Origin of the sequence: Brakhagea slesvicensis, from assembly GCF_052161625.1 — a bacterium.
Classification (GTDB): domain Bacteria; phylum Planctomycetota; class Planctomycetia; order Pirellulales; family Pirellulaceae; genus JBKCUI01.
Genome location: NZ_CP197412.1, coordinates 1 through 22,371 on the forward strand (window position 1 = coordinate 1; position 22,371 = coordinate 22,371).

The following is a 22,371-nucleotide window of genomic DNA, read 5'->3' on the forward strand; positions in this document are numbered from 1 at the left end:
ATGGCCATGCCAGCATCTGCTGATTCGCTCACGTCCCTGGCTATTCATTCGCCTCGTCCGCGCAAAAACAGCACTCTTATCTTGCCCGGGTTCAAACCGTTGCTGGACAGCTTTTTGATAGGCCCAGAAAACGAACCCTTGCGGGAGCTTGCCCAAGCCGCGTCGATCGCCAAACTGCACGAGCGGAGTCCTCTCCTCCTGTTGGGGCCGTCGGGCGTTGGCAAAACGGCGGTCGCCATGACCTTGGCAACTCGCTGGATCAACGATGCCCCCAACCGCACTTATGCCATTGTCTCGGCCCTCGACTTCGCAAGGTCGATGGTGCTCGCAATCGAATCCGACGACATGCCACGTTTTCGCGATCAGTACCGGCAAGTCTCTTGTTTGGTGATCGATAATGCCCACGAACTCAGCGGAAAAGATGCCTCTCAGAATGAATTGATCGAGGTTCTCAACGCACACGAAGGAAGCAATTCGCTGGTAATTCTAACTTCGCTGACCTTGCCCGCCTTCATCCCCGGTTGGAACCACGCGCTGAGCAGCAGAATGATCGCTGGTTACAGCTTGGAATTGCAACACCCAGGTGCAACCACCCGTTCCGAACTGATCAAAAGACTGAGCGACTCCCAGTCTCTTCCGATTACCGACGAAGAAAGGAATGAAATCAATTCGCAACTAGGTGAAAACCAATCCCTTCATCAACTCCAAGGGTTACTGCTCCGCTGGCAGCATCATCATCGAGCCCACGAAGGACGCATAAAGCCGAACAAGACAAAAGTGATCGAATCGTTGGTGGAATTGCAAACACCTTCCCCGAAGACTCCCCTCGAAATTGCGAAGTCGGTCGCGAGGGAAATGCGACAAACAATGGAAGCGATGCGAGGCCCGAGTCGCAAAGCGAGCGTGGTCCGGGCACGCGGCCTCGCCATGCACTTGATACGAGAATGGACAGACGCGTCCTACCAAGCAATCGGAAGTTTATTCGGAGATCGGGACCACACGACGGTCATGCACGCTTGCAAAAAGATCGAAGACGCCATCGCGAGCGATCCGGAGCTCTTGCGATGCATCGATCGAGTTCGGCAAAAACTCCTCCCCTGACCCGGAAGCATTCCATCATTGCATCCGGATAGGCGGCTGGTATATTGCCGGGATGAATACTCCGCCAATGATCACTTGGATGCAAAGCCTCTCGGACCCGATCCGCGCTCGACTGCTCAGGTTGCTAGATCGATCGGAGTTGACGGTGGCGGAGTTGTGCACCACGTTGCAATTGCCACAAAGCACGGTAAGCCGGCACTTGAAAGTCCTCGTGGATGAAGGCTGGATAGCCTCGCGCCGGGATGGAACTAGCAATCTCTATCGCATGCGAAGCTCGGAAATCGACGCTGGGCAAAAGAAACTTTGGCAGGTTGTGAAACTCCAAAGCGTCCTCGAATCTACGGCGGAACAAGACGACGCACGGTTGGAGCAAGTCATCGAGGCGAGGCGTTCGCGTTCGCAGGCTTTTTTCTCGTCCAGTGCCGAGAAGTGGGACCGCATGCGCAGTGACTTGTTCGGCACCCGTCTCGATGCCTTTGTCCTCGCCGCCGCAGCCGATCCGGATCATATCGTCGGTGATTTAGGGTGCGGCACAGGAGCCTTTTCCCATTTCATCGCTCCTTGGGTGCGCAAAGTGTTTGCGATCGATGGCTCGTCGACAATGTTGCAGTCCGCCCGCAAACGATTGAAGGATTTCTCGAATGTTGAAGTTCGAAAGGGGGAGCTCTCGCACCTCCCTCTCGACGACGAATCTCTTTCTATGGGGGTCATGGCTTTGGTGCTGCCTTATCTTCCCAACCCCTTGGATGCGCTGCGGGAAGCGCATCGGGTCGTTCAGGCACAGGGGCAATTGATTCTTCTGGATATGCTCCCCCACGATCGCTCGGAATATCGCGAGCAAATGGGGCACCAGTGGCTCGGTTTCTCCGAGCAGCAAATGGGTGCTTGGTTGGACGATTCCGGATGGAGCCTGGTTCGATTCCTACCCCTTCCCCCCGATCCCGAGGCGAAAGGGACAGGTCTATTCCTCGTTAAAGCCACCCGCAATCGATAAGGTTTGCCGAGCTTTCGCCATTGGCAAACTTCGATTTGTATGAATTCGCACGAAACACAAAGCCGATCCGCAGACTTAACGTGGTTTTCTCCCAACGCGAAAAGTCGGAGTCACATCTGTGCTGCGTCTCTCTATCATCGTTCCGTTTTTGGATGATCATGCAAAACTGGAATCAACTTTGCTGTCATTGCTTGAAAACCGAAACTCGGATCTCGAGATACTCGTTGTCCACAACGGGAATTACGATGACCCCTATGAATTAGGCGATGATGAAGTCGTCTTGATCCAAGCCCCGACCAGCTTTGGGCAAACAGAGTCTCTTAACCTTGCGATGGCCACTGCCAGCGCGCCGGCGGTTCAGATCCTGCTACCCGGTATGCGGGTTCAGAAAGACTGGTACCGCCCTGCTCTCGCGAAACTGGAAAGGGAGGAATGGGACGCTGTCGCCGCTCCTTGCTCCATCGACCTAACCCAACAAGTCATTTTCGGATTGGATAGGACCTCTCTTCCACATCGACGCCTCGCGACTCGCATTTCGAATCACGTTGCACCTCTGCTCGCCGGCACATTGTTCCGCAAAAACGTCCTTCTGTTGATTGGCGGACTATGCCCTCAACTCGGACGCGAAGGGGCGGAAGTCGAACTGCAGTTGCTCATGGATGCCATGGACCTGCAGACAACCATCGTCCCAGATGCCTTGATCCAAGGTCCACAGCGGGTAGTCGCTGGAATGGACATCGGTTTTGAAATGGGCAAGATTTGCGGGCAGATCGCCTGCGCCTACGGTGCGGTCGAAGGGAGTGGTGTCGAAGTCGATTCGCTAGCGAAACAACTTGGACATCTCGCAGGTGGCTTGATGAACCCCAAGTCGGTCGCGGAAAGACTGGGGTGGGTCATGGGGATTCGAGACCGCTCCCTGGAAAGCTTGATCCGAGACCGACTGGTGACCGCTGCAGATCGATTGGACGAGGCGGTGGAAGATGCAGTCAGAGTCCACGATTCCCATTCGATTCGTCGCGCTGCCTAGACTTTCCATGCGTCGATCGGATCCGAGCCATTGGAAGAAGTGTTCGAGACTTCGAAGGGACCGATTGTGAAGATTTGATGAACTTGCATCGCTTGATGAATTTCTGGTGAACGGGGTGAGAAGGGATCATCGATATTCGATCCAATCCCTTCAATCCCTCCAATCCGAAGTCTTCGATGCCTTCACCATACCGCTTCCGGCACTTCCTCCGAGTCTTGGCCTCCATGAGCCCAAGCTATCTAGTCTTGGGAATCGCCGCTGGAGTACTGGGAACTCCGAGCATCTCTTTGTCCCAGGAGCGGACCGAACCTTCACTCGCGATCGCCCCGGTTGGGGTAGAAGCATCGTCGGCGGAATTGCAAGCCATGCAGGAGAGACTCCGTGCTCTGGAGTTGGAGTTAGAAGAGACCAAGGAGACGTTGCATAGTTCCGAGTCACGATTCGATTCGTTTTTGAAGGATTGGAAAGAAAAAGGAGACCCCGAGGTCGATGTGGCAAAGTCTCAAGCTTCCGAAAAGAAAGAGGCGGGTAAAGACGAAAAGAAAAAGGAAAAGAAGTGGTTTGAGAAACTAGGTATTCGGGGTTACACGCAGTTTCGACTCAATGATGTCCTTCGCGAGGAAGGAGCTCCGGCCCAACTGGTTGGAGATCGATCGGTTGGGGACAACCAGTCGTTTCTCATACGCCGTGCTCGGGTCATTCTGTTCGGTGATGTTTCGGATCACCTGTACGTATACTTGCAACCCGACTTTGCAGTAACCACTCCAGGAAGTACAGACAATACTCACTTTGTCCAGGTGCGCGATTGGTATGGGGACATTTACTTGACAGAGAACAAAGTCCACCGAGTTCGCGTCGGTCAATCCAAAATCCCATACAGTTGGGAGAATTTGCAGTCCAGTTCCAATCGATTGGCTCTCGATCGATCCGATTCGATCAACAGCGCGGCACGCAACGAGCGAGACCTCGGCGCGTTCTACTATTGGACTCCCGAACCGGCGCAAGCATTCTTCAAAGAGGTTCTCGACGAGGGACTCAAGGGCTCCGGGAATTACGGCGTCTTCGGATTCGGATGTTACAACGGCCAGGGTGGCTCGCTTCAAGAACAGAACGACAACGTGCACATCATCGCACGATTGACTCTGCCTATGAGGCTGGCAAACGATCAGCTCTTCGAAGCGTCCCTACAGGGATACCGAGGTCACTACACCGTGCTGAGTTCCCCCATTCAACCGCTCGGAATCGGATCGGCGAGCCGGCCCCTTGGAACGTTAGAGACTGGAAATCGTGCAGGACTATTGGACGAACGCATGGCGGTCTCCGCGATCTGGTACCCCAAGCCTTTTGGGATCCAATGCGAATGGAACGTCGGTCGATCGCCACAGTTGAATGCTTCCCAGACCGCGGTCGAAGTTGGAGACATTCGCGGCGGTTACGTCATGGCGATGTACAAATGGGACACGTGCCATCGCGGAACGTTTTTTCCGTTCTTCAAATACAACCGATACGAGGGAGGGATGAAGGCAGAGCGGAATGCTCCCTTTACCGATGTGACCGAGTACGAAACGGGCGTCGAATGGCAGATCACCGATTCGGTAGAATGGACCAACATGGTGACGTGGACCAATCGAACCAATACGACCGCTCTCTCCTCCGGGCGATCCTATGAGCAGTTCGAAGGGGAGCTTTATCGAACCCAAGTCCAAATCAATTACTGATTGGCTTGATCTGCAATGGCGTAGAGCTGATCCCCTCGTCGGATAATCAATTTGTTCCCGACGTACACAGCAGCATATTGGCGAGGTTTCGTCTTGGGAATCTCGGTTTGTACGATAGGCTTCGAGTCGGAAGCTCCGTTGGCATCTCGGTTCCCTTCTCCTCGAGGTGTACGCGAAGGTGGCGCGTATTGAGCGTCTGCATCTTCTTCCCACAACACGTTGGTGGCGAGTTTCTCGAATTTGGGTCCCGCACGGAGAACCAACGTCGTTCCTACCTCTCCCACGAAATAGAGCTTATCGCCGACTCCAAAGGGAGTCGCCCACACGCTTTGATCTAAACGTTCGCTATACACCACCTCCCCGGAGTCGATGTTCATGCAGGCAACGATCCCGCGACGATCGGTAAAATACGCATACCCATCGTGATAGGTGGGAGAGCAAAATCCGCAGGTCGCGCGTTGGGATCGCCACACGTAATCCGCTTGGTAACCGGAAGCGGTTTTCGTGATCTTCACAAGACCGTTTGTCGCGATTGCCTCTTTGCTGGGACCACCTTCTCGGCCTGCGCTCGCTCCAATCAGCACTCTCCCGGCGGACACGATATAGGGTGTTTGCGACGAATTACCGGAGAGGCCTTCTAATCGCCAAAGCTCTTCACCTGTTTCGGTATCCAGTCCAGAGAGAAGCCCTGCTCCTCCGTCTCGTCCCGAGCAACTCATGACCAATTGAAACGCGCCTTCCTCTGTCGGCATCATCACCGGTGAGCCCCAAGCGACGCCGGCGGGTCGTTTGACTCGCCAAACTTCTTCGCCCGACGCTTTGTTGAGAGCCACAACGTAAGGATCGTCTTTGCGTTGTATCCATACGAAGGCACACTTTTCAGACTGGCAAAGAGACGAGGATATGCCGTGGTTGGTCTCGGTCGAACCATACTTCTCAAAGAGATCGACGCTCCATCGCTTCTGACCGTCGCGATCCAGCGCAACAATCAATCCGGACTCGAAGCTAGCGATCACACCACGTTCATCAGCGACAGGAGTCATCGCACTGCGAGAATGGTAGTCATCGTTTGGGATCAGATTCTTCGTCGATGCATCGTGTGTCCACTTCGTCTCGCCGCTGCTCAAATCGATGCACTGAACACGACATACATCTTTCATGGGCCCATCGATGCAGGTCACATAGACTTGATCCCCCCAGACGATGGGACTGCTCTGTCCGTATCCCTTCAGCTTTGTGTTCCATGCGACGTTCTTGTTCGCGTCCCATACAACGGGCGCGGCAGCCACATTTCCGGCAGAAGATCTGCCGAAACCCAAGAAATTAGGCCACTGCGACGCGTCATCGGCGCCCACCGTCCTGCCTCCGAGCAGCGCACATGCTAGCAGAGTAGCTACTTGAATACGGTGCAGCCTTGGGTGGAGTTTCATGGATGATCTCACAACAAAATAGATAAGCGAAGAGTAGGGAAAGCATTCGGACTGGATCGTGATCAAGGATCCAGTTGATGGTTCACTTCACCACCCATTCGGGTCGATAACGCTTGGTAGATGGAAAGATCGATGTTCTGTGAAATAAAGTGTGTCGAGCAATCACCCAGCACGAAGTTAGCGCCACCCGTATGCCGGCTCGAGAAGTCGTCGAAGTGACCCTCTTGGCTATTGGGGGTGTGATCGGTGCTGCCAAGAATCCGAACCGGGGCTTCGGCAACTTCTTCGATCATACCATGCCAAATGGAGCCTCCCAAGCGATTGGTTCTTTCCCCGACAATGAAGGTGTTCGACAGGCCATCGGAAAGATCTCGAAAACGGATCGACGAGTTTCCGAAGAATGTCCCATCGCCACGATAGGGGTCGTCTTCGATTTCGAGCGAACCGAAAACTCCTATGTAATTCGATTTCGCAATCTCAAAGAGCTTCGGACCATCATCGACGTTTTCCGAGTTGAGGGGCTCCTCGGCGATCTGAAACAAATTGCTCCCTGGGTCCGATGGGCAGATAAACGTCGGCAAGGACTGTCTAAGAAAGGGTTCGTTCTGAGGAGCCAAGATCGGACTCGCGAAATCGATCTGCGCGTGAAGGTTGTTCTGTTCCATGAACGGCAACAATGCCGAGCCCCAGGACCAGCCCGGCAAGGTCGTTTGGCGGAAATCCACCCAGCCCGAAGGAAGCCTTCGATAGGCCGACTCGTAGTTCGAAACGGCAAGTCCCAACTGACGCATGTTGTTCGTGCACTGCATGCGGCGAGCGGCTTCCCGGGCTGCTTGGACAGCCGGCAGGAGCAAACCGACCAGAATTCCGATGATCGCGATGACCACCAGCAACTCCACCAGTGTAAAACCCGATTTTGTTTGTCTTGTGCGACCCATGTGCATATCCCTCAAGTTAACCATATGCAATCAAATTGCGAATGTACTTTTTATCGACTGACAAATAGGGTTGTCAATCGTCGAGGTTGAAACGGACGTCAGAATCTCGTACTTTTCCCGGTTGGTTGGGAATGGCAGGCGAACGGAACTCCGTATAATCCGGTCCCTACCCCGACGATTTCGATCTTTTACCGCCGAACGGGAACCATGCTGACTTCACAGGAACTCCTCAACGATCCACGCGTAGCCCAGGCCAAAGAACTTCTCTTGGCAGCGCTCCGCGACCATTCGCAGAAGATCACGGGAGTTCGTCCGGGGCGTGAGGAGCACCGAACGGAATACGCCGACGCGTTGACTCGGTTGGCCAATGCGCGCGGAGGAGCTCCCTATTTCCCCTACATATCGAGCGGCTTGGGAAATGGGCCATGGGTGGAACTTGGCGACGGGAGTGTCAAATTGGACTTCATCGTGGGCATTGGAGTCCATGGTTTGGGCCACAGCCATCCTGCCATGTTGAATGCCACGATCGATGCAGGCTTGGAAGATACGATCATGCAGGGAAACTTGCAGCATGACGCGTACTCCTTGGCAATGTGCGAGCGATTGATTGGATTGGCCCAAAGGTTTGGAGCGCCGCTCGATCATTGTTTGCTCAGCACCAGCGGAGCCATGGCGAACGAAAATGCCTTGAAGATCGCATTTCATTCGCGGTTCCCTGCCACGCGGGTCATCTGCATGGACAATTGTTTCGCCGGTCGGAGCATGGCCCTCGCGCAGCTCACCGATCGCCCCGCCTATCGAATGGGGCTTCCGAAGACCCTCGATGTAGACTTCATTCCAATGTTCCATCCTTCCGATCCGGAGGGGACCACGCGCGGCGCGATGGAAATGCTCCAAAAGCATTTGGCGAGGCACCCCGGCGAGTACGCCTGTATCTGGCTAGAGTTGGTCGCGGGCGAGGGTGGCTATTATCCGGGTACAAAAGAGTACTTCGAAGGCCTTTGCAGGGTGTGTCACGAAAACAACGTCTTGGTCATCTTCGATGAAGTCCAAACCTTCACGCGATTGAGCCAACCGTTTGCATTTCAGCACTTTGGGCTCGATGCCTATGCCGATCTGGTCACGCTCGGAAAGATCACGCAGGTTTGCGCGACCCTTTACGGAGACCAACTCAAACCGAAGGGACCGATTCTGTCTCAAACGTTTACCGGCGCGACAGCATCGATTCGAGCAGGGCTCGCCGTTCTTGATATCTTGGAAGAGAAAGGTTGTTTCGGCGAGGGAGGGTGGAACATGGAACGCCATCTCTATTTTGCGAAGAAGCTCCAAGCCCTTGCCGATCGATACCCTGGCCAGCTATCGGGGCCTTATGGGGAAGGGATGATGATTGCCTTCACGCCAGGAGATGGTTCGGCGGAGACCGCCAAGACGATGTTGCAGCGACTGTACGATTTGGGACTGATGGGATTCCTAGCTGGCAGCAACCCTAATAGAATCAGGTTCTTACCCCCACCGGGAATCACCACCCACGAGCATATCGATATCGCGTGCGAGATCATCGAGCGTGCCCTCTCGGAAAGCAACTAAGGAAAACGGCATGTCGAGTCCCGCGAAAACAGGGAAGTCGGAAACGTTGGTCGAGGCGGATGGATGCCAAATCGACCTGAGGAATCCCTACTTGGCCGCATTGTTGGCTTTTTTGATCCCCGGCGCAGGGCACTTCTATCAAGGAAGGACGAACAAAGCCTATCTCTATGCAGCCTGCATCCTGGGGCTCTTTTTTCTCGGATTGTTCCTTGGACAAGGGCGTGTGGTTTACGCTTCGTGGTCTCCTGAGGATTATCGCATTCAATTCCCTGCGCAAATGTGCGTGGGCCTGCCCGCGTTTCCCGCATTGCTGCAATCCATCGTGCGATCCGATGACGAGGAATCCGGCGCAGGCCGCGGTCGCTCGAACGCAGCCCGCAATGCGATTCCGACGGAACCTTCGGAATGGAAGTGGTCGGAGTTCATGGCCCCTCCTCGGAATCTGAATGTCCTTTCCCAATGGCATTATGAAGGGTCTGCAGGCTTTGAGCTTGGAACCCTGTTCACGGCGGTTGCCGGACTGCTGAATTTACTGGCGATCTTCGATGCGTTTGCCGGCCCGATGCCGTTGCCGCATTCGCCCGAGCGTCGGAAGAACTCGTAAACAACCTCTGGAGCGGAGCCATGAACGAAGCGGAGCTCCCGGCCGAAACGGAATCGTTGGCAACTGAACTCATCTCGCATGTCGGTCGCTGGAGCGATGCGGTCGTTGCGTTTTCTGGCGGTGTGGATAGCGCTGTGGTCGCGGCCGCTTGCTACCGCGCACTCGGTGCGCGCGCCGTCGCGATCACGGGGATTGGCCCCGCCGTTTCGGCTTCGGAACTTTCCGATGCCCGAACCGTCGCGGCCCGGATCGGTATCCGGCATCTAGAGCTTCCCACCGACGAGATCGATGATCCGGATTACGTTCGCAACGACGCGCGCCGTTGCTTCCATTGCAAGAAAAACTTGTATTGGAAACTTAGACAATGGGCCCAACAATCGGGTTTCACGACGCTCGTTTCGGGTACCAATCGAGAGGATTTGGGTGACTATCGCCCGGGTTTGCAAGCCGCTGCGGAGTTCGAGGTTCGATCGCCCTTAGCGGATCTCGGAATGGGAAAAGAGCAAGTCCGCCGGGTCGCGGCTCTGTGGGGACTCCCTGTCGCTTCCAAGCCCGCATCTCCCTGCTTGGCCAGTCGCATTGCCTACGGCGAATCGGTAACGCTAGAGCGATTGGGACGGATCGAAAGCGCCGAATCCTTTTTGCATTCCCATGGATTCCTTGATGTCCGAGCGCGCGTCCATGCGGACGATTTGTTGAGATTGGAGATCCATCGCGAAGATTGGGCACGCCTGCTCGATCCCGATACGAATCGCCTCATTGCTGACTTTATGGAGTCGTTAGGATTTCGCTTTGTGACGATGGACCTGATGGCTCGCCAGAGCGGATCTCTGAATCGTGTTCTTCCAATTTTGACGGGTGTTGACTCCACCACGTAGCGAGCAGCGAACCGGTGATATTCATTACCGGTGCGAAGACGGCTGGGGCGATCGCGGCGTTCGCATTCTTCAACACGTTCGTCGCCAAGTTCGCGGCCATTCCACCGTTCTGCAGCCCCACTTCGATCGCAATCGTTCGCGCGTCGACGACATTCAATCCGGCCGCTCGTGCCCCCCAATACCCAAGCGTGTAGCCCAAGCCATTGTGCAACAAGACCCCTACCAACAGGAGCCAACCCATCGACTGCAAAGCTTGATGGGAATTGGCAGCGATGATCGTGCATATCCAACAAATCGCGACGATCGAAACCACGGCAAGTCCCGACTCCAGCGTCTTGGTTTGCCAACGCATTCGCGTCAGGAATTGATTGACGATCAACCCTGCCACCACTGGGCCGACCACGGTGAGTGCAATGCTTCGCATCATGTCCCAATAATTCACCGGAACGGTTTGCCCTGCCAGCAAGAACATCATTAGAGGTGTCATGAAGGGGGCAGCGAGAGTCGTGCACGCGGTCATGGTGACCGAAAGCGCGACATTCCCGCGCGCCAAATAAGTCACCACATTCGATGAAACGCCCCCAGGGCAGGCCCCGGTCAAGATCACGCCGGCTGCAATTTCAGGAGGAAACCGTAGCCAATTTGCGACGCTCCACCCCAAAAGCGGCATGATACCGAACTGCAGCGCGAACCCGGTCGCAACTCCTTTTGGCATCCTCAGGACGCGGCGAAAATCTTGAAGCGTTAACGTCGCTCCCATGCCGAACATGGCGAGCGAAATCAACCAGCTGATCTGATCGATGCCCCGGATGGGTTCGTTCCAAAGAGGAAGACGCATCAGTAGAAATCGATCGGGATAGAATACCCCGACCACGACTCCAGCGACCACCCATACGGCGAAGGCGTAGATGCGGGTCCGTTTTTCGAAGGTGATCGCAATCGCGGAAGCGACCAACGCAGCGCAAAACCATGCGATGCACCGCCGCGGTTGCGATGGTGTCGCCTCGACTTCGCCCGCTAAGGAAATCCAAGTGAGGAGGCTCATGGCATAAAGAAAAGCCACGACCAAAAACAGGAAGATCGAAAGTGGACCAAGGACTTTGGAGCGAGAGGGTTGAGAGGACAAGGGATCACTCGAATGGGTATCGACGTCAAAGCAGATGCGAAGGGAGAAAATACCGCACCGCTGCTCTTGGAAAGGAAAAGGGCCGGATAAGCTAGCCCCTGGAAATGGGGACGGGAAAGGTTACCTGTTTTTCGATGCGTTTGCAGCTAGCCCACGCTGTAGAAATTCCGAAAACACCTTCCGCTAGCGATGGACCGTAGATCTCGCGCCACCCCACATAACTCGTGGTGAGCCGGGGGTTGATCTCGATAAGACTCCACGGGGCGGATGCTCTAAATCCATCCGCGAAATGGCCCGACGCACGTGAACGGTTTCGAAAATCGTGATCCTCTCGACTTGAGCCCATGATTATATCTAAACCCATCCACCCCCGAACGCCTTCGTAAGGTGCGATGACTTCTCTCGCCCAACTCTGAAGCGATTCGAAGGAATCTTCCTGGAGGGGACCGAATCCACCCGCATACCGAACCGCTTCATCCCGTTCGATACGTTGCCCCATGCAACCGACCAACCGAGGTGGACTTTCGCCGTCAGCAATCAAAGACAGGCTCGCAGGCATCCCGGCTCGCCATGGCTGCACAATCCATCGATCGCCCCATCGATCGACGCCTGCATGCCCCCCGCCGGTTCCCGAACTGAAAGATGCTCGTGTAGACGCGAGCCAATCTCGCAGTGCATAGGCGTTGGGAAACCACTTCATTTCCGAACAACCTGCTCCCCAACGATCTTTGTACACCCAGCCATTATCGGCAGCGGATTCAAGCACCTGTTGATTCTCATGGAGAAGGGCAACCCAATCGGACACCGCCCAAGTTTTCGGGTGGTCTGCCACAGGCGGAAGAGACGCTGCCATCGCTAGCTTGTCGGCACCGTGTGCGAGAAATGTGCCCATCGCTCCCCACAGCGGGACTCCCTCACGCTGCATCATTTGGGTGATGCGCTCCAGTTCGCCTCCTATTTCAGGTGCGATAACGAGTACGCGATCTGAATCGCGCGCTGCATTCAACCATTGCGCTTGATATTCTTGCTCCGCCAACGGCGACGGATCGAGCAAGATTACTTGCGCGATGGACCGTAGAAATTCGAGTTCGTTCGCAGCGACAGCTTGGGAATCGATCACCGTGGTGACCCGATGCCCGCAAAGGGCCAGATCCTCCAGCAAACAACGAAGCATTCCAAGCCCTTCTTGATAGAGGCTTCGAAGCTCATGGTGAGAGGAAGTTTCCGAAGAAGTCCCAGCCAGACCTCCACCGCACAGGAATTCCAGAACAGCTAGTTGCACCGGTACTCCAGATCAATCGAATCGGCGCAGATCCAAGTTAGAATTCGCATAGGTAAGTGCATACCATGTTCGCCAAGCATCCTGATCGTATCCAAAGGATTGACCGCTGATGGCGGCCAACGCAGACAAGACCCCCGCTTGATTCTCGGTCACAAGGAACTGAGAGGTTCCTCCGGTTGACTGCGAGATCCCGCCGGTCGCCTTATCCATCGCCGCTCCCCCTTGGTTGACTTTGGTAACCAAAGCCGACGTCTTGAGTCGATCGATGAGCATTGGGATGATTCGGACATCTCCGACGGTCTCTAAGTTTCTACCGGCGCGATTGATGTATTCGATGTCGGGGGTTTTGGCGGGTCGGAGGTCGGCAACGAAGGCCTGCATCGCAGCGATCCGGGTTCGTTCATTCGATGCCAACGCATCGAGAACAGGGTCGACAATCACCGGATAATCCAGTTCTCGCGCGATCTGAATAAATTGTGCTGTTGCGGACCCTGGGGGCATTCGCATCAACATACCCAAATAGGGCTGACCATCGTAATTGGTAATTCTCGCGCGGGCTTTGATCTTCGTTTCTTCGATCAACATCGTCGCGAGCGCCTGGTTGGCGCGCGGGTCGTCGAGGCTCGCGAGAAATTGCTGAGCTTTCACACCGGCTTGCCCAGGCTTGCTGACATTCGCAAACGCAATCCTTAGCTCTCGGAGGAATGCCGCATCCTCTTCGCGGATTCTCTTTTTCGCCTTCTCCAACTCGGCGGCATGCAGCGTCGTCCGCTTGCCATCCACGACGACGAGTCCAAGCCTCTTGTTGAGCGAGTCCTTGGGAAGCCACTGTCCTGATCGGCTATCGAAGACATAGCCGAGAGCGGCCCAGGACTGACCGTCGTTTGGATCAAGCTCAACAACCCGCTCGAAATGAGCCAGCGCCAGGGTACGTTGATCTCTCGAATAACACTCTCTCGCTATTTCACGATTGACCTCCGCGGTGTCGGGACGATCCGCCATTGACTGCACATAGGCGGCTTCCCGTTCAGAGGTTTTGATTTCTCGGCTTATTTGCGTTTGAGGCAACTGGATGAGAACTCCGTCGTGGGTCCGGACGACGACCGAGCTTTCATCCTTAAAGGGAACGGCCGTGCCGGAAACGACACCGGCATTTTTCAAATTCCAATTGTCTGCTCGCGATAGGGCCGGGAATGCAACCACGGATCCTATCAAGAACGAGCGAAAGAGCAGAGACGTTGGCATGGCAGAACCAAGGGAATGGACGAGCAGGGGATCGGTGGGAACGCGCCCATCCGCTCACAACCGAAGCAATCGAATGCTTTAGCAAACGCATTCAATGCATTATAGGTGCCACGAGAAGTCGCAGTCCATGAAAGGGGTAGGCAAAGGACAAAAAACCGGAGAGACGGCCTCCTTCGACCGTTCCAGGCTTACCTCGTTGTCTTGGTAAAGCCAGAAAAACCTAACCATCCCCCGGCAGCTTGCTCCTGCTGTCTCGATTTCCGCGGTAGGACGACTACTTCTGAATCGCTGCTGCGGCTCGGACGATCGCCAGGAAGGAATCTGCTTTGAGAGAGGCACCTCCGACCAGAGCGCCGTCGATGTTCGGTTGCCCGAGCAGCTCGGCGGCGTTGTCCGCCTTCACGCTGCCGCCGTATTGAACGACAACTTGATCGGCGACCACAGCTCCGAATTGGGAGGTGAGCAAAGCGCGAATGTCCGCGTGCACCTCTTCCGCTTGTGCGGGTGATGCTGTTTTTCCGGTCCCGATAGCCCAAACAGGCTCATAGGCCAGCACGGTCTTCGCCATCTGCTCCCCAGTGAGTCCCGCGAGGGAACCTGTGCACTGTTCGCGAACGACCTTCTGGGTTTCACCCGCTTCTCGCTGCGCGAGCGTTTCTCCAACGCAGACGATCGGAATCAAACCAGCTTTCAAAACTGCATGCAGCTTTTCGTTGACCATCGCGTCCGTCTCGCCAAACAAGGTGCGGCGTTCACTATGCCCCAGAATCACGTAATGGCATCCGACATCCTTTAACATCGCACAACTGATCTCGCCGGTGAAAGCGCCTTCCGCGGCGGGGGAAACATTTTGTGCCCCCAACCGGAGGCTGCTGCCTCCCAACGTGTTCCCAACCTCCTGCAAGTAAACGCTGGGGGGGCAAACGGCAACGTCGACGCCAGAAACGCCCGTCAAAGCCTCCATCAACTGCTGGACCAGCGATACGGAGGACTCTCGAAGCAGATTCATTTTCCAGTTACCGGCTATGAAGAAAGTACGCACCGAGAAAGCCCTTTGCTAGCGTGGAGTGAGGAAACGATGGAGGCCCAAAGAATCCCAAAATCCCCCATCTTGTCAACGGAGGAAGATTGATCTGGATTCCTTATCAGCAGGTTTGCTACCGTTCCCCCACAAGCCGAGCGCCTTCGCCCCTCCAAGGAACGTTCCCGTCAACGTCCCTGCCCGAAGACCCAATCCAAGCTGCTGGGCTTTCCCCGTACGACGACAAGGATGTTGAAATGCGAAAAATTGCGGTGATCAATCAAAAAGGTGGAGTGGGTAAAACGACGACCACCGTCAATCTGGCTGCAGCGTTGACGCAGTGTGGAAAAAAGGTTTGCGTCATCGATTTGGATCCACAGGCACACGCGTCGCTTCACTTGGGTGTCACGACCGGGGAGCAAGAGATCAGCGTCTACGATTTGCTTTGTGGGGAAGCCATGCTTTGCCATGTTCGCCGCTGGGTATCCCCTCAATTGGCTGTCATTCCCGCGAATCTGGATTTGGCAGCAGCCGAAATGGAACTGGCCGGCGAGGTAGGACGCGAGGTGATTCTCAAAGACAAAATGGACCTCGACACCGAGGAGTTCGACTTCACGATTATCGATTGCCCTCCATCCCTTGGCGTGCTAACCCTCAATGCCTTGACCGCGGTGGATGAAGTCTTCTTGCCATTGCAGCCTCACTTTCTAGCCCTCCACGGATTGAGCAAACTGCTGCGAACCATCGAGATTGTGGCGAAGCGGCTTAACCCTTCGTTGCACCTCGAAGGCATCGTTTTGTGCATGTACGAATCAAGTACGCGACTGGCAGCGGAAGTAAGTCGCGATGTGGAAGAATTTCTGCAACGCAATGCATCGCATAGCCCGGTCTGGGCCAGCGCCAAATTCTTCAAATCGAAGATCCGACGCAATATCCGCTTGGCTGAAGCTCCCAGTTTTGGTCAAAGCATTTTCGACTACGCTCCGAGCAGCCATGGTGCCGAGGACTATTTGTCCTTGGCATACGAAGTCCTCGCATCGGATGAAGTCCGTTCGGAAATGGCGGAGATAGTGGAATCGAAAAGGGCGTCAGCGACAACCGTCACGCAACGATAATCGAATTCGAAGGAGTCACGTTTTGACCAACCAGGCAACTCGACGTGGCAACCTACGAGGTGAATAGTCTTCTGGAGTGAACGATCGTGAATCATCTATACGGAAAACGAAGGTTTCGTCATTCGGAAGTGCGCCTTCGTGCGGCGAAGCGTGAATGGTTCCTCGTCTGCTTGGTCGCTCCCATCGGTATGCTGTCGCTGGGTTGCCAGGGCGTCGGAGTTCGAAGCCAAGACGGAATAGCATCGATCCGCAGCGAAGACGATTGGGCGATTCCCAATGACGGCCCCGTAACGTTCGGAACTCGAAAAAGTCCTTATATCCAACGCCGCCTTACTGACTCCGGCGCAGACACTAAACAATCGGCTGCACCAACGTTAACGCCCCCCAATCCTTCGAAACAGCCCGACACTGCCCCGATCGGCGCAGAGACCGCCGCCAAGCCCCCGGCACCTCCAACGAGCGAGTCGTTGGCAACCAAGGCATCTGCTAACGAACCGCCGAATATCCAAGAAACCGGTATCGATGATTTGGATATCGACGGTGCCCTCGAAGAGCTACCCGCCCCATACAGAGAACTTCTGAAACGGCAAATGCTCGCGGCCAGAAAACACACTACGGAGCCGAAATCCAGTTCCGATACTGAAGGCGGCAAAGGGGTTCGAGTTAGCCTGAGCGATACAGAACCGACCGGAACTTCATCGGACACTTCCATCGCAACCGCGGAAAAACCAAACACATCGGCAGAACCTGCAACGGTTAGTGCCGTTGCTAAGAGTTCGGAAGCGACCACCTCTCCCGTCCTCCCCGCTTCTGCAAACTCCACTTCCAGCGGAGTCGAAGCCGCGGTCGCGGCAACACTCCCCAAGGCTGCAAACCCGTCCGCCCCTTTGGAGGGAATCCGTTCGCCACAAATTCCGACGCCGAACGACAAACCTTCGATGGACAAAACGCCTCAGGAAAAGTCCTTGAGCGAAGCGCCCACCATGGCGTCGACCTGGAATCAGTCGTTGGCTCGAACGATCGAGTTGCTGGAGGAACAAATCGCCCAAGACTCGAATGTCGATGAAAATCTCCGCTACCACCGGGAATTGGCGCTGCGCATGTTATTCGTGTCAGCGCGAAAACTGGACGAGGCGTTAGAGCCGATCGAAGGTTTGTCCGACCAAGAGAACTTGTATATCCGCCATCAGATGCAAGCCATGTATGAGGCCAGCAATCCCGATGCAATGCCCGTCCGATCCCGTCATCTGAGCCTCGTGATGAACAGCCAGCGTTTGGCAACCAACCACTTGGCATCGGTGAGCAATCTCGAAGTTCGCTCAACCGCGTTTTGCACCGAAGTCGAGCGGTACGGAGTGATCACTAAGTTTCCGAAGTACCAATTTGCACCCGATCAAGAGGTTTTGCTGTACTGCGAGATCGAGAATGTGGCAGCCAAAGAAGTTCGCGACGGCTTTGAAACCCAACTGCAGGGAAGTTACGAGATCGTCGATTCTGCTGGTAAACGAATCGCTGAGCAGATCCTCCCGATGGAGCCCGACATCTGCCAGAACCATCGTCGCGATTATTTCATCGTGTACAAAATCTACATGCCACAGCAGATTTCACCTGGTCCCTACAAGCTGCGTTTGACGGTAGAAGACATGAATGCGCGCAAGTTCGGGCAATCTACCCTTGATTTTCAGATCAAGAAGTGAACACTTTCGCGACCGCACCGGGCAACCTCTCTCGAAAGATACGGATCGAGTTCTCTAGGGAACTTGCCTGCCCAGGTCGCGTCACTGCACTCGCTTCCTTGCTCAGGAATACATGGCCATCACACAAGATTACGCAAGCACCGGTTGGCTTCAAGCTTTCATGGGAGTCCAAGACCCCATTCTTCAGCAGCATCGACTCTTCACCAAGAAGCATCTGGACTGGTTGGACTCTCTTAGCAGTTTGACCACGATTCGAGAGAAGGCCGATACCCTCGACGATGCGTTGAGCGGACTTTGGACTTACTGCGAAAAGAACGGGATCCTTTGGTGCTTGAAACAAATCCCCGCTAGCAATACCGATTGGGTATTGCCCTCGACCGAGGATTTCACCATCCACTGCCACAACGCTCCGAAGATCGACGGCCCCACACAGTTGGGAGCTGCGATGGGAATTCGAGATTGGCAGACTCGAGTTACGATGAGGATCCTACGAAGCGATTTTGCTACTTGGCAACGGACGTCGGCCAGGGTCGGCAGCGGTGCACCGGTCGGCTTCACCATGGCAACCTCCGAAGCCAATATGATGGAACTGGATTGCACTGCCTATTGGAAGGCCAATCAGTGGGTCGACGGCGCTTGGCGAATGGAAATCGACGGCCAGCCGCACATGAAGTTTGAAGTCGAGGAAGCGATCCAAGTCATTCGCCCCGAGGTGGAGACCAGCCTTGAAAGCATCGTCATGGCCATCGCCGATGCCGATTCCAAACTGCGGGCGAGCAAGACCAGCAGCGTCGCATTTCCAACCTCCTTCCCGGCTTGGATCCCCAGCGCCGACCGACTCGTTCCACTGCACGAGGCTGTTTACGGTGGCAAATACGATGTCAGCGTTTCCCGTTCGTTCCAGACTACTTGGGATGCGGTATGGCCGATCCTGTATTGCCGTCGCAAGAAGCTAGTTCGCGGCCATTGCGAAATGAAACTGATCCGCGGGCAGCTTGATCAAGCGCTTCAGACGGAACCGACGCTAACCACGTGGATGTTCGTCTTTGGCGAACTTCTTTGCCAAACCTATCTCGGGGACGGATTGGGAATCTGCGCCAAATACCAGTAATCGATCCGCTCGAACAACCGCCCAATAACGCGAAATCGTTCAGACCGATCAAAAACTAATGCGGAGCTTCCTGCATTAGTCTTTTTGATTCGACGAACCTTTCTCCGCGTGGTAAACTCTGTATCTTCGCTCGTTAGGAAATCTGCAATCACCCTGGAGGAAATCGAATGGCTTCCGTATCTGACCGCCGCGCAACCACCGTCATGACTGGCTCCGACATTGTGGTCAAGTCCTTGGTGGACCACGGGGTGGAAGTCATTTTTGCTTACCCTGGTGGCTGCAGCATGCCTCTTCACCAGTCCCTTACTTTCTACGGGGACAAGATCCGAACGATTCTGCCTCGGCACGAACAGGGGGGAGCTTTCGCCGCCCAAGGCTATGCGCGCTCGACGGGGAAGATCGGTGTCGTCATGGCAACGAGCGGCCCTGGAGCAACGAATCTCGTTACCAGCATCGCCGATGCGAAGATGGATTCGATCCCACTGCTCGCGATCACCGGACAAGTTCCGACAAGTGTCATCGGGTCGGATGCGTTTCAAGAGACCCCGATGGTGGAGATCTGTCGCGGGATTACCAAACATCATTACTTGGTTACCAAGACAGAAGATCTTCCCCGGGTAATGAAAGAAGCCTTCCACATCGCCACCACCGGTCGCCCTGGTCCGGTATTGGTCGACATTCCCAAAGACGTTCAGCTGACCAGCTGCGAAGTCGATTGGGATGTGCCGATGTATTTGCCCGGTTATAAGCCTGGCAAGGCACCGGACGCGCAACCGGAACAAATCCGACAGGTAGCCGCAGCGATCAAGCACAGCAAGAGGCCTATCCTCTACGTCGGCGGTGGCGTTGTGACTGCCGAGGCTTCGGAACAACTGCGTGAACTGGTGAGCAAGACAGGCATTCCCGTCACGATGACGGTCATGGGTTTGGGCCTGTACCCGGCCGATGCCTCTCTCTCGATGGACATGCTCGGGATGCACGGGAGCGCCTACGCCAACTTTGCCGTCAAGGATTGCGATTTGCTGATCGCTTTGGGGGTTCGATTCGACGATCGTGTTACCGGGCACCTCGCCTCGTTTGCGAAGAACGCGAAGATCGTTCACATCGATGTGGACCCTTCCGAATTGAACAAAAACAAGATCGCCCACATTTCGATGCGAAGCGATGTGAAGTTCGCGTTGACCGAGCTCAACAAAATTGTAGAGGCACCGGAAGACATTTCCGCTTGGGTGAAGCATTGTTCCGATCTCAAAGCAAAGTTCCCATTCTCGTACGACCAATCGTTTGACGGAATCCTTCAGCAGCACGCGATTCGAACTCTTTCGAATTTGACCAAAGACCGCGAAACGTACGTTTCCGTCGGAGTTGGTCAGCACCAAATGTGGGCAGCCCAGTTCTTCCAGTTCCGTCGCCCGAGGACTTGGATGAGCAGCAGCGGATTGGGGACGATGGGGTTTGGACTTCCGTGTGCGATGGGAATCCAAGCGGCACACCCTGACGCCTTGGTCATCGATATCGACGGAGACGGCTCCTTCCAAATGAACATTCAGGAATTGGCCACGCTTCGGTGCGAGAAGCTCCCTGTCAAGGTCTTGCTCCTCAACAACCAGCACTTGGGTATGGTCGTGCAATGGGAAGATCGATTCATGGGGTCGAACCGTGCCCATACTTACTTGGGACCCATCGATGATGAGGAAGCGAGCGGCCCTGGATCCACCGTGGCTCACACCTACGCATCCAAGCGATACCCTGATTTCGTGCAAATCGCGAAGGGATATGGATTGGGGGCTGCGACGGTTCGAAAGAAGGCAGACCTCGAAGGGGCATTGCTCGAGATGATCAACTACCCGGGTGCCTATGTGCTGGATGTCGAAGTCCCCTATCAAGAGCACGTGCTCCCGATGATTCCATCGGGCAAGACCGTCGACGATATGATCCTGGCCTAGCGGTCGTACAGACCGCCGGATGGTTTGGAATAGCAGATCAAAAAACTGCCGATCAAAAAGCTGCCGAGCGCATCCCACCGCCTGGAATGCGCGAACGACCGGTTGCCAGCTCAGCGGAGCTGCATGTTCCAACGTGCAATTTGCTTGGCAATTTCAACCGGGTTGCTGGATCCGTACGAGCGATACGAAGCGACGGCACCATCGACCCCCAAGACGCTTCGAATCGATCCATCCAAATTGGGATCGACCGAGCGGAAATCTTCGTCGCTCAAGTCCGCTAGTTTCACTCCACGTTCCTTTGCCAAGGCGACCAATGCCCCAACCCGATGGTGCGCGGTCCGTTGGGCCAAGCCCCGAAGCATACAGGCCTCCATGAGTGCGGTCGCGTCAAGGAACCCTTCGTCTAGGCGCGAGCGAATTGATGCAACGTTGAGTTCCGATTCGGCAACAATCGGGATAGCGAGCTCAAGCATGGCGATGACGGTATCGAACGCATCGAACAACGGCGGCTTGTCCTCTTGAAGGTCTCGGTTGTAGGCCAAAGGTAGTCCTTTGATCAAAACCAAGAGCGTCTGCAATGCCCCGATCACTCGGGCCGCTTTTCCACGTGTAAGTTCGAGCGTATCGGGATTGACTTTCTGAGGCATGATCGAGCTACCGGTACAGAATTTCTGAGGCAGCTTGATGAAATTGAACTCCGTCGTCGACCAAAGAATCCATTCCTCCGCCCAACCGCTCAAGTGTTCGGCGATCAAGGTGAGGACGAAGACCGATTCGACCGCGAAATCACGATCGCTGCTGATATCGATACTGTTCGCAGCAACGGCATCGAAACCCAACAGTTTCGCGGAATATTCCCGATCGATAGGGATGCTGGTCCCAGCCACAGCGGCCCCACCTAGAGGGCAATGGTTGACTCGAGCACGGCAATCGGAGACCCGGCCGCGATCGCGTTGGAGTTTTTCGATATATGCCAACCAGTAATGCGGAGCGAGTACTGGCTGAGCTCGTTGCATATGGGTGTACGAGGGGATAACGACGCCCGCATCTCGCTCGCAACGCGAAAGAAAGGACTTTTGGAGCTCCGACAGGAGTTCATCGACTCGTTCCAGTTGATCGCGTACCCAGAGCCTTAGATCTGTCGCCACTTGGTCGTTCCGCGATCGGGCCGTGTGCAGCTTTCGGCCAATATCCCCCAATCGATCGATCAACGCCTGTTCGATATGCATATGAATGTCTTCTAACTCGATGCGAAAGGGCATTTCGCCACGATCCAACATCTCGCCGATCGCCGTCAATTCCGAGCGGATCGATTGAAACTCGGATTCGGTCAAGATCCCCTGCTTGCAAAGCATTTGCGCATGCGCGATCGATCCGCGAATGTCTTGTTTGTAGAGGCGGTGATCAAAACTGATGCTTTCGCTGAAACGCGCCAAGCGATCGTCCATACTGCCTGCGAATACGCCGCTGCGAGATAAGGAGGTCAATGCGATATTCCTATGTTGTGAAGCATCGTTGAGATGGGTTATCATCGAGGTTCCAATTCCAACC

General features: G+C 55.1%; 18 protein-coding genes. 11 read left to right on the forward strand and 7 right to left on the reverse strand.

Annotated features, from left to right (window positions below; translation table 11 throughout):
- Nucleotides 1–6: 6 nt before the first annotated feature.
- The 4 genes from SH467x_RS00005 to SH467x_RS00020 all read left to right on the forward strand — a co-directional run bounded on the left by SH467x_RS00005 (nucleotide 7) and on the right by SH467x_RS00020 (nucleotide 4,840).
- Nucleotides 7–1,101: a helix-turn-helix domain-containing protein gene (locus SH467x_RS00005; protein ID WP_482369264.1), complete on the forward strand. Its 1,095-nt coding sequence runs from the start codon at nucleotides 7–9 to the stop codon at nucleotides 1,099–1,101.
- A 52-nt stretch (nucleotides 1,102–1,153) separates the two neighbouring features.
- Nucleotides 1,154–2,095, forward strand: a complete 942-nt coding sequence (locus SH467x_RS00010) for an ArsR/SmtB family transcription factor (RefSeq protein ID WP_482369265.1) — start codon at nucleotides 1,154–1,156, stop codon at nucleotides 2,093–2,095.
- Between the two features lie 118 nt (nucleotides 2,096–2,213).
- Nucleotides 2,214–3,122 carry a glycosyltransferase gene (locus SH467x_RS00015; protein WP_482369266.1) on the forward strand — a complete coding sequence of 303 codons (909 nt, stop codon included), beginning with the start codon at nucleotides 2,214–2,216 and terminating at the stop codon, nucleotides 3,120–3,122.
- A gap of 224 nt (nucleotides 3,123–3,346) precedes the next feature.
- Nucleotides 3,347–4,840, forward strand: a complete 1,494-nt coding sequence (locus SH467x_RS00020) for a porin (protein WP_482369267.1) — start codon at nucleotides 3,347–3,349, stop codon at nucleotides 4,838–4,840.
- Here SH467x_RS00020 and SH467x_RS00025 read toward each other — a convergent pair.
- Both SH467x_RS00025 and SH467x_RS00030 read right to left on the reverse strand, forming a co-directional pair.
- Nucleotides 4,834–6,270, reverse strand: coding sequence for an outer membrane protein assembly factor BamB family protein (locus SH467x_RS00025; protein ID WP_482369268.1), 1,437 nt, complete (start codon nucleotides 6,268–6,270; stop codon nucleotides 4,834–4,836). The two genes, SH467x_RS00020 and SH467x_RS00025, sit on opposite strands and share 7 nt — an antisense overlap.
- A gap of 62 nt (nucleotides 6,271–6,332) precedes the next feature.
- Entirely contained in the window at nucleotides 6,333–7,208 is an 876-nt protein-coding gene (locus tag SH467x_RS00030; protein WP_482369269.1) for a DUF1559 family PulG-like putative transporter, read from the reverse strand.
- Nucleotides 7,209–7,415: 207 nt separating this feature from the next.
- On the opposite strand from SH467x_RS00030, the gene SH467x_RS00035 reads away from it, so the two are divergent.
- From SH467x_RS00035 to larE, 3 genes are read left to right on the forward strand one after another with little or no spacing between them, the layout of a single operon-like run.
- Entirely contained in the window at nucleotides 7,416–8,795 is a 1,380-nt protein-coding gene (locus SH467x_RS00035) for an aminotransferase class III-fold pyridoxal phosphate-dependent enzyme (RefSeq protein WP_482369270.1), read from the forward strand.
- Between the two features lie 10 nt (nucleotides 8,796–8,805).
- Entirely contained in the window at nucleotides 8,806–9,399 is a 594-nt protein-coding gene (locus tag SH467x_RS00040; protein WP_482369271.1) for a DUF6677 family protein, read from the forward strand.
- Nucleotides 9,400–9,419: 20 nt separating this feature from the next.
- Nucleotides 9,420–10,277, forward strand: a complete 858-nt coding sequence (larE, locus tag SH467x_RS00045; RefSeq protein WP_482369272.1) for an ATP-dependent sacrificial sulfur transferase LarE — start codon at nucleotides 9,420–9,422, stop codon at nucleotides 10,275–10,277.
- On the opposite strand, the gene SH467x_RS00050 is transcribed toward larE, so the two are convergent.
- The 4 genes from SH467x_RS00050 to tpiA all read right to left on the reverse strand — a co-directional run bounded on the left by SH467x_RS00050 (nucleotide 10,168) and on the right by tpiA (nucleotide 14,972).
- On the reverse strand, nucleotides 10,168–11,403 hold the full coding sequence (locus tag SH467x_RS00050) for a bile acid:sodium symporter family protein (RefSeq protein ID WP_482369273.1): 1,236 nt from the start codon (nucleotides 11,401–11,403) through the stop codon (nucleotides 10,168–10,170). The genes larE and SH467x_RS00050 overlap by 110 nt on opposite strands.
- Nucleotides 11,404–11,494: 91 nt before the next feature.
- Complete coding sequence (locus SH467x_RS00055; protein WP_482369274.1) at nucleotides 11,495–12,685, reverse strand: ATP-grasp domain-containing protein; 1,191 nt, start codon at nucleotides 12,683–12,685, stop codon at nucleotides 11,495–11,497.
- Nucleotides 12,686–12,697: 12 nt separating this feature from the next.
- Complete coding sequence (locus SH467x_RS00060; protein ID WP_482369275.1) at nucleotides 12,698–13,930, reverse strand: hypothetical protein; 1,233 nt, start codon at nucleotides 13,928–13,930, stop codon at nucleotides 12,698–12,700.
- A 274-nt stretch (nucleotides 13,931–14,204) separates the two neighbouring features.
- The gene (gene tpiA, locus SH467x_RS00065) at nucleotides 14,205–14,972 is read right to left on the reverse strand and encodes a triose-phosphate isomerase (RefSeq protein ID WP_482369276.1); all 768 of its coding nucleotides are present in this window, start codon (nucleotides 14,970–14,972) and stop codon (nucleotides 14,205–14,207) included.
- A 236-nt stretch (nucleotides 14,973–15,208) separates the two neighbouring features.
- On the opposite strand from tpiA, the gene SH467x_RS00070 reads away from it, so the two are divergent.
- The 4 genes from SH467x_RS00070 (at nucleotide 15,209) to ilvB (ending at nucleotide 20,820) form a co-directional block, all read left to right on the forward strand.
- Nucleotides 15,209–16,066, forward strand: a complete 858-nt coding sequence (locus SH467x_RS00070) for a ParA family protein (RefSeq protein ID WP_482369277.1) — start codon at nucleotides 15,209–15,211, stop codon at nucleotides 16,064–16,066.
- 86 nt (nucleotides 16,067–16,152) lie between these two features.
- Complete coding sequence (locus SH467x_RS00075; protein ID WP_482369278.1) at nucleotides 16,153–17,763, forward strand: hypothetical protein; 1,611 nt, start codon at nucleotides 16,153–16,155, stop codon at nucleotides 17,761–17,763.
- Between the two features lie 112 nt (nucleotides 17,764–17,875).
- Nucleotides 17,876–18,874 (forward strand): hypothetical protein, encoded by a 999-nt coding sequence (locus tag SH467x_RS00080; protein ID WP_482369279.1) that lies wholly within the window; start codon nucleotides 17,876–17,878, stop codon nucleotides 18,872–18,874.
- Between the two features lie 167 nt (nucleotides 18,875–19,041).
- Nucleotides 19,042–20,820: a biosynthetic-type acetolactate synthase large subunit gene (gene ilvB, locus SH467x_RS00085; RefSeq protein WP_482369280.1), complete on the forward strand. Its 1,779-nt coding sequence runs from the start codon at nucleotides 19,042–19,044 to the stop codon at nucleotides 20,818–20,820.
- A 110-nt stretch (nucleotides 20,821–20,930) separates the two neighbouring features.
- Here the strand turns inward: ilvB and argH are convergent, their stop codons facing one another.
- Nucleotides 20,931–22,307 (reverse strand): argininosuccinate lyase, encoded by a 1,377-nt coding sequence (argH, locus tag SH467x_RS00090; RefSeq protein ID WP_482369281.1) that lies wholly within the window; start codon nucleotides 22,305–22,307, stop codon nucleotides 20,931–20,933.
- Between the last annotated feature and the right edge of the window lie 64 nt (nucleotides 22,308–22,371).